Annotated in this window: 5 protein-coding genes; 2 read left to right on the forward strand and 3 right to left on the reverse strand. The window is 58.1% G+C overall.

Going from position 1 to position 7289, the window contains the following annotated elements; translation table 11 throughout:
- The coding region (locus tag QD461_RS36180; RefSeq protein WP_414091592.1) for a hypothetical protein at positions 1-197 on the reverse strand (197 nt) is incomplete at its 3' end.
- 242 nt (positions 198-439) lie between these two features.
- Here QD461_RS36180 and QD461_RS36185 point away from each other — a divergent pair.
- Together QD461_RS36185 and QD461_RS36190 are read left to right on the forward strand one after the other, a co-directional pair.
- Positions 440-622: a hypothetical protein gene (locus QD461_RS36185; RefSeq protein WP_414091593.1), complete on the forward strand. Its 183-nt coding sequence runs from the start codon at positions 440-442 to the stop codon at positions 620-622.
- Between the two features lie 55 nt (positions 623-677).
- Positions 678-1854, forward strand: a protein-coding gene (locus QD461_RS36190) for an IS3 family transposase (RefSeq protein ID WP_414091594.1) whose coding sequence is annotated in 2 segments (ribosomal slippage) — positions 678-928 and positions 927-1854 — 1179 coding nt in all. Because the reading frame shifts where the segments join, the coding sequence is not laid out codon by codon here.
- Positions 1855-2012: 158 nt separating this feature from the next.
- On the opposite strand, the gene QD461_RS36195 is transcribed toward QD461_RS36190, so the two are convergent.
- Together QD461_RS36195 and QD461_RS36200 are read right to left on the reverse strand one after the other, a co-directional pair.
- Positions 2013-2390 (reverse strand): hypothetical protein, encoded by a 378-nt coding sequence (locus QD461_RS36195; protein WP_414091595.1) that lies wholly within the window; start codon positions 2388-2390, stop codon positions 2013-2015.
- A gap of 3 nt (positions 2391-2393) precedes the next feature.
- Entirely contained in the window at positions 2394-7271 is a 4878-nt protein-coding gene (locus QD461_RS36200; protein WP_414091596.1) for a hemagglutinin repeat-containing protein, read from the reverse strand.
- Positions 7272-7289 lie beyond the last annotated feature (18 nt).

Consider the following 7289-nt stretch of genomic DNA (forward strand, 5'->3'; position numbering starts at 1 on the left):
GCGCTGCCGCTCGTCTGGTTGATGGTGAGAGACCCGGCCGATGGCGACCCGATCGTCGCACTGCCGGCGGCCACCTGACCGCCTGACGGCAGTGACTGCGCCAGCACTGCCGTCGAATGCACCAGCGCCGTCGAGGCAAGCAGCGCAATGAGACGGGTCTTATGGGACAGCGTCATACGGGTCGTCTGTCTGGTCATTGCCATCACCTTCAGCGGGAGGCCGGCAACCAAAGCCGCAAGCCACTCCTTTCCATCGTCCATTCGTTCGCGATGCCAAGATCGTTCGGCCGAGGCGTCGCTCGAAACCAATCGCTCTGACATTACTGTTGTCGGTAACGTTAGGAACGTTCTGCGAAAGGGCCAACATCCATTTTTGACATGCGATTGGAATTGGATGTTCGAGACGCTGGCGAGGGCCTGAAATCGTCGGGCTGGCTGGGATGATTCGTTTGGCCGAGACGCTGGCTGTCGGCGTGATGCCTGTCGCGCCGCCCATGCCGACGCCGACAAACACACCGATGCTGGCGCCGGCGGACTGGCTGCGTGACGAAGCATTGAACGTTGCATGGGCGCCAGCCAAGTCGATATTGTTGGTAGAGATCAGCACGCCGCCATTGACCTAGCACTGAGAATTTCCTCCAGATTGGATTAGAGTCCGGCCTGTTAAAGGACGGACGAATGAAGAAGCAGAGATTTACGGAAGAGCAGATTATTGCGGTGCTGAAGGAGCAGGAAGCCAGAGCGAAAGCGGCCGATCTTTGCCGGAAGCACGGAATTTCAGAAGCGACGTTTTATAATTGGAAAGCCAAATACGGCGGCATGGAGGTCTCAGAGGCGAAGCGGCTGAAGGCGCTTGAGGATGAGAACGCGAGGCTGAAGAAGCTGCTGGCTGAACAGATGTTGGATGCAGCCGCACTCCGCGAGCTTCTCGCAAAAAATGTATGGTCCGCCTCGTCCGTGCAAGGGTGAAGCCGTCACCCATCTGAAAGCCGCCATGGGGCTTTCGGAGCGGCCGGCCTGCGAGATTATTTCTGCTGATCGTAAGAGCGTGCGTTATCGGTCCAGTCGACCGCCGGAGGTCGATCTGCGAGCAAAGCTGCGCGACCTCGCCAACGAGCGGCAGCGTTTCGGCTACCGTCGACTGTTCATCCTGCTTCGGCGGGATGGAGAGCCGTCCGGCATCAATCGCATCTACCGGCTCTATCGCGAGGAAGGTCTTTCCGTTCGCAAGCGAAAGGCCCGGCGGCGTGCTGTCGGCACGCGTGCGCCGATCCTGGTCGAGGCGACGGCCAATGCCCGCTGGTCGCTGGATTTCGTCCACGACCAGTTCGCCTGCGGCAGACGCTTTCGGGTCCTCAATGTCGTTGATGACGTGACGCGCGAGTGCCTGGCAGCGATCCCGGATACGTCTATCTCTGGTCGACGTGTCGCCCGCGAACTCACAGGGCTGATCGAACGACGCGGCAAGCCCGGAATGATTGTCTCCGACAACGGCACCGAACTAACGTCGAATGCCATTCTCGCCTGGTCGAGGGATCACAAGGTGGAGTGGCACTACATCGCGCCGGGCAAGCCAATGCAGAACGGCTATGTCGAGAGTTTCAACGGGCGCATGCGTGATGAGCTACTTAACGAGAGTCTGTTCTTCGGCCTCGATCACGCCCGAAGCGCCATTGCTGAATGGGCTGACGATTACAACAATTTCCGGCCACACTCATCGCTCGGATATCAGACCCCGGCAAGCTTTGCCGGGTCCATCGCTACGCAAGATGAAAGCTTCGCGTTTCCGCCGGTTGCTCACACCGCGCCACTTGGCGTATTCAAAACCGCTGGGGCTCTAGTCGCCGCCGGATGAAAGTTCCATGGCAGGTCAGGCGTGATGTGGAATATCAGTGACGACGCCCCGAGCAAGACGGGTATTTGCTTGCTTTGGTCAGGTCTGGAATCTTATCTAGTGCACTGTCACCGTAATTCTGGCCGTTTCTTCATCGATTGCAAAAACGTTTCAAGGCGTCATTTCACCCATCGTAGCTGAAGCTCTCGTCCCAAGAAAAACAAGGAAACTGCGCTCGCCACCTGTTCTGGGTTTACGCAAATGGTTTCAGGAAAATCGCCATATTGACCTCCGGCACACAACTCAACCATCGTAGATTGATTTCCGCTCGGGTTTTCAAGTGTCATATTGTCAATATCGCTCCCCAATGTAACAACATAACGGAATGGTCCGCCTCCCACCATAAGTTGCCATCCATCCTTCCGCTCAAGGCTCAATAAGGTGTGCTGCTTGCCGTCAAGCCTTGAAAGCCAATCCAGAACAACCTTCACGTCTGCGTCGGGGACTTCGACATCCAAATTGTGATTGCCGTTTCGCGTGTCAGTAATCAGTCGCATGAGTCACCTTGGAGTTATTATCATTGGTCCATCGGGGCCAACAACGGTGAGCTGTTTTAGCCCCAGTTGCTCCACCATCGACCGGATCCCGCCGTTCGTTCCGCAAGCTGCGCAGGGCGCCCGATCTACATATAACGTCAGATCTTGGCCGTAAACACTAATCCCCTGCTGTTTGATTTGATTAAGGGCATCAATTTCGGCGTGGGTCGATGAGATTGCATTGACCCCCGAAACTGGTTGGCCGTGGGCATTCACGCCATAGATCTTTTGCCCATTGATCTCAATGACAGCCAAGGTGCTCTTGTCGGCCGCAGTGCCGGCTGGCGGAAGGCCAAGTTGAACACGGAATGTTGCTAGATCATTGAACCCTGCTCGGCTGGCTGTCGTGGCTGCTCGTTGAGCGGCGGCGACATCGCCATAGATAGCGCCATTTGAGCCGGCGATAACGATATTGCCCTGATCATCGACGACGCGAGCAAAGCCTGCCGGAAGACCACTAACATCGCCAGCTGTTGCCCCCATCGTCGACAGTAGAGGTCTATAACCTACCGGTACAAGGACCGTTGTTCCATCCGAGGCTGTTAGGCTGCGATATACCGTTGTTAGGTTTCCAGAGGCAGCCCCAGGTGATCCGCTGCCCAGACCACCAGTTACATCGAGAGCGATCAGAAGTGCTGGCAGCGTTTTGTTCGCAGCCAATGCCCTATAGGCAAAGGACATGCCTTCAAAATCGCCCGCCCTAAAGGCATCCGCCAAAACACCCACCACAACGCTGATGTCATTCGATCTCAATTTTTGCCACTGGCCGGCGGTTAAGGTGCCTTGGTTGGGATCGCTCGCGTCAAAGTACGCTGTGGCCTGGGACAGCGTGCGCATCATCATAAACTGATCCAATAGACTTACTGGACCAGTTCCGCTTGCAATAGCGTCAAACATCTCGGCGGCTGCTTGACGAACCTCAAAACGAGCATTGACGCAGGCAGTTGTCTCACTTCTCTTACAAAATTCCAGCTGGTCATCGCGGGCCTGATCGAGCGCGCTCAGTTGCTCCAATTGATTGCATGCTTCCGCATTAGTCTTACATTGGGCTCGCAGCTTGTCTCCAAGTTCTATTTCTGCGTGCTTCAGATAGTTGTACTGATACTGAGCTTCACCATAGGATGCACCTTCGCCTCCTCCGACGATCCCGCCTACGCCAGCAGCCAAACTCTGGCCAATAGAAGCAGCGAGCAGCCGCCCTTCTTGAGTTCCCTCGTACTTAGTTCCTTTCAGCATACCCTTTACTAAATCAGCGATCGCTGGTGAGAGCAGACTTGAAGAAGCGCCACCTAAGGCGCCTTTAAGCGCGCCCTCCCAGCCATTGACTCCGCCAAGGATGCCACCGCCGACGGCGTGTAATATTGCGCGCCCGACACCGCCCTCCTTCCAGAGGTCGCGTTCGGATTGCGTCTTGGCGTTCTCGTACTGGTTTGATGCGATATCACCTACCAAGCCTGCGATCGTCGCCTGAGCGGCCTGCAGATCGGCTTGCGTCTTGTACTGCTCACGCAGGATGTTTTGCAGGTCCGGCAAGCCAGGCAGCGACGTGTTGGTGTTGTCGGTATCGCGGCGGATCGAAGAGATGTCCTGCGTCTGATGTGCCGGATCGGTGATCGAGATGCCGATATTGCCACCGATTGCCGAAAGCGCTTGACCGGTCTTGTTCTCGCCAGCCTTGACCGGCGGCGCAATCGAGAGACCACCCGTCCCTATCGATCCGCCGTAGGTGTCGGCCTTCCAGATCGAGTGCGTATCAATGTCGGTAGCGGTCAGAGTGCCCGTGGAGAAGCTATTGTGCGCGCCGCTAGCTTCGCTTGTGATGAGCCCACCAGCCAGCGTTGTCTGACCGCTGACGTCGATGGAAAGGCCACCGGTTCCGGCATGAATGCCTGACTGTTCAGAAACGATGGCAGCATCGCCCGTCGCCCTCTGCGTCACACCGGAGGCATTAAAGCCGCCAGTGCCGAGCGAGCCAGAGACATTGAGCTGGGCGGCCTTGGCAGTGGCGGTGTCCACCTGGCTTTCGATCGTCAGGTTCTTGACATCAGTTGTCACTGAATTACCACTGACAGTGGCGCCCTTCAGCGTGAGATCATTGGTGACGATGGTGACATCGCCAGTACCACCGACATGGCTGTTATAATAGTTGACGCCGGTGGTATCGGCATTACCCTTGCCATAGGAGCCGCTGACCGTGACACCCATGTCGCCGCAGCCCGTTTTCGTGCCGCAGGACCAGCCGACACCGATGCCCGCACTGTAGGACGAGTTCTTGCTTGACGTGTTCGACGTCGCAGCCGCCGCATTCAGGTCGATGTTACCGTTGGCGGCGGACAGGAAGATATCCCCCTTCAGCGGATCGAAAGACAAGATGGGCAGGCCGTTTTTGTCGTAACCGGCCGCAATCTGCGCGCCGTTTGCGATGATGCTGCCCTTCTCGGCCTCCATCGTGATCGAACGGCCGGCGCGAATATCGCTGACGACAGGCGTCGTTGTGGTCGAAAATGAGCTGCTTTCCTGATGATTGACGCCAAGCGTCGCAGAGACAGAGAACTCGAGACCTTTCGACTTGGGATCCGTGCTGGTCAGTTGCTCATAGGCGTTCTTCAGATCCTTGTAGGCCTGATAGAAGCCGAGGCCGGCTATGGCAGTATTGGTAACCGCATTCACCCCGCCGCTATTGGTCAGTCGCTCCGCCGAGTTCATGATGCCCTCGACAGCGGCGATCGCCTTGGTGCCGACGCTGACGGTCAAGCCAGCAAAGGTCTTTTCGTGCATCTCCTCATAGTTTGTCCGGTCCTGTGCCGACAGGAGGTTGATGTCGTTGCCGGCAACTAGACTTACATCGCGTTCTGCCGAAGCCTGCGCGCCCTGAAGATTGACGTTGTTGCCGGCGGAAACATTGAGATCGCGACCAGCTGTCAGCGACGAGGCCGAATTCTTGTCGGAATCCTGAGTTGTCTTGTCGGCTGTCTTTTGCATGCCGATGCCGACGGAAAGCCCGCCATTGCCGGCCGAGAATGACAGGCCGAAGCCGGACCGCTTGTCCTGTTCGGATTTCGAGGCACTCTCAGCACCTGGTGTGATGTTGACATCGCGGGCTGCGGACAGATTGATGTCCCGATCGGCGTTGACGGATGATCCGATGATATTGAGATCGGTCGTCCGGGCCGTCAGATTGACGTCCTGGCCAGCCGAAAGTTTTGAACCGACACTATCGATTGAACTTTCGCTGATCGTCTTGCTGTGGCTGCCGTAGATCGAGATGAACCCACCGCCGGAACCGACACCAATGCCGGATTTCTTGGTCTGCTTGTCGCTCTCGTGTTCCTCCTCGGCGCCCATGACGGTGACGGTCGAACCTGAAAGGGACAGGCTGCCACCCGACATGATGCTGGAGCCGGAGACGACGGCCGCGCTGCCAGCATTGACTGTGATATCGCCCGATGCGGAAACGGAGGAGCCGACGGTGTCTTCGTCGTGGGTATGCGTGTGGGTTTTGCTGGAGGAAAGGAAGCCGCTCTTCTTGCTGTCGGATGTCGTTTCGTCTGTGTCCTTGCCCGAGGCGATGACGATGTTGCCGGCGGCTTGAATATTGGCGTCGGCAGTGTGGGTGGCATCACCAGCTTTGACGTGAGAGGCCGAAATCGTGACATCGCCGCCAGTGGAGCTGATATTGACGCCGGTCTGGCCGGAGATCGAGGAGCCCTCTGCCGTTGTCGTCGTCTCGCTACGCTTCGCCTTGCCGCTGCTGCTAGACGAAGACGCGGTGTCGACTGCTTCGCCAATGGTGACGTCGCCCTTGGCAATGAGGTTGGCCACACCGCCCTTGGCATCGATATCGGAACCAATGACGCTGATATTGCCCGTGTTGGCCTGGACGATCACATTGCCGTTTTTCGAAGTTATCGACGACGCGTTGCTGGTCACTGCGGTCGAGGACGACTGGCCGCCCTTGTAGCCGGTCGCAACACCCGCGACGGTCTTCGATTGGCTCGTGGTCTGGTCCTGCGACGCCGCGATTGCGATATTGCCATTCGTCGAGACAATGCCGAGGTTACCGCCGGCGTCGAGCGTCGAGCCGCCGATCAATACGCCCTGATTACCCGAAACCAGCATGGCGCCACCGGCAATGAGTGACGAGCCCTGCTGAATCTGGCTGGTTGTGGTCGTGATCGTGCCGCCCTGCGATAGGCTCAAACGATCCATGCCGAGCACGGTGTTCTCCACGCCGGCGGAGATAATATTGACCGAACCATTCGAGGAGGCGACGGAGAGATCGCCGCCGACCTTTGCCGAACTGGCGATGATGTTGACGCCGTTGCTCCCCGCAACGCTGAGATTGCCGCCGGTCGTCACCGTGGTGCCGACAAGCGCCTGGACGCCACCATTGTCCTGTTTGACGGCACCCAACGTTACCGTCTGCCCGGAGAGCTGCGCGTTGCCGCCAGCGGCCACCTTCGTGCCGCTCAGCGTCAGGCTGCCGGCACCAGCATCCATTTTCAGGCTGCCGCCGGCGGAAACGCCGCCATTGGCGGTGACGACAGTTTGCCCGCCGATGTTCATCGTCTGAGCGGCGAGCGTAATGCCATTCTCGGCATTGAGGTTCATATTGCCGCCGGCGAGGAAGGCGCCGCCATTGGCCTTGATGCTGCCCGCATTGATGGTCATGCCGTCTGCAGCAGCAATCGCGCCGGAATTGTCGACGGAGCCGGCATCGATGCTGACCGTGTTGCCGGCGATCATGGCAGCGGACGTGGTTTTGGCGCGGTCCGCCGCCGAGAGATAGACGACCGGCACCAGCACCGGCGCGCCATCGACAATCTCGGTCTGGTAGATCACCATCGACTGGGTCAGCGA

This window comes from Rhizobium sp. BR 314, assembly GCF_047445805.1.
Classification (GTDB): Bacteria; Pseudomonadota; Alphaproteobacteria; order Rhizobiales; family Rhizobiaceae; genus Rhizobium; species Rhizobium lusitanum_B.

Excerpts from the sequence above, each read along its gene's own strand:
- QD461_RS36185 (WP_414091593.1), top strand. The coding sequence starts at position 440 with ATGATTCGTTTGGCCGAGACGCTGGCTGTCGGCGTGATGCCTGTCGCG.
- QD461_RS36195 (WP_414091595.1), bottom strand. The coding sequence starts at position 2,390 with ATGCGACTGATTACTGACACGCGAAACGGCAATCACAATTTGGATGTC.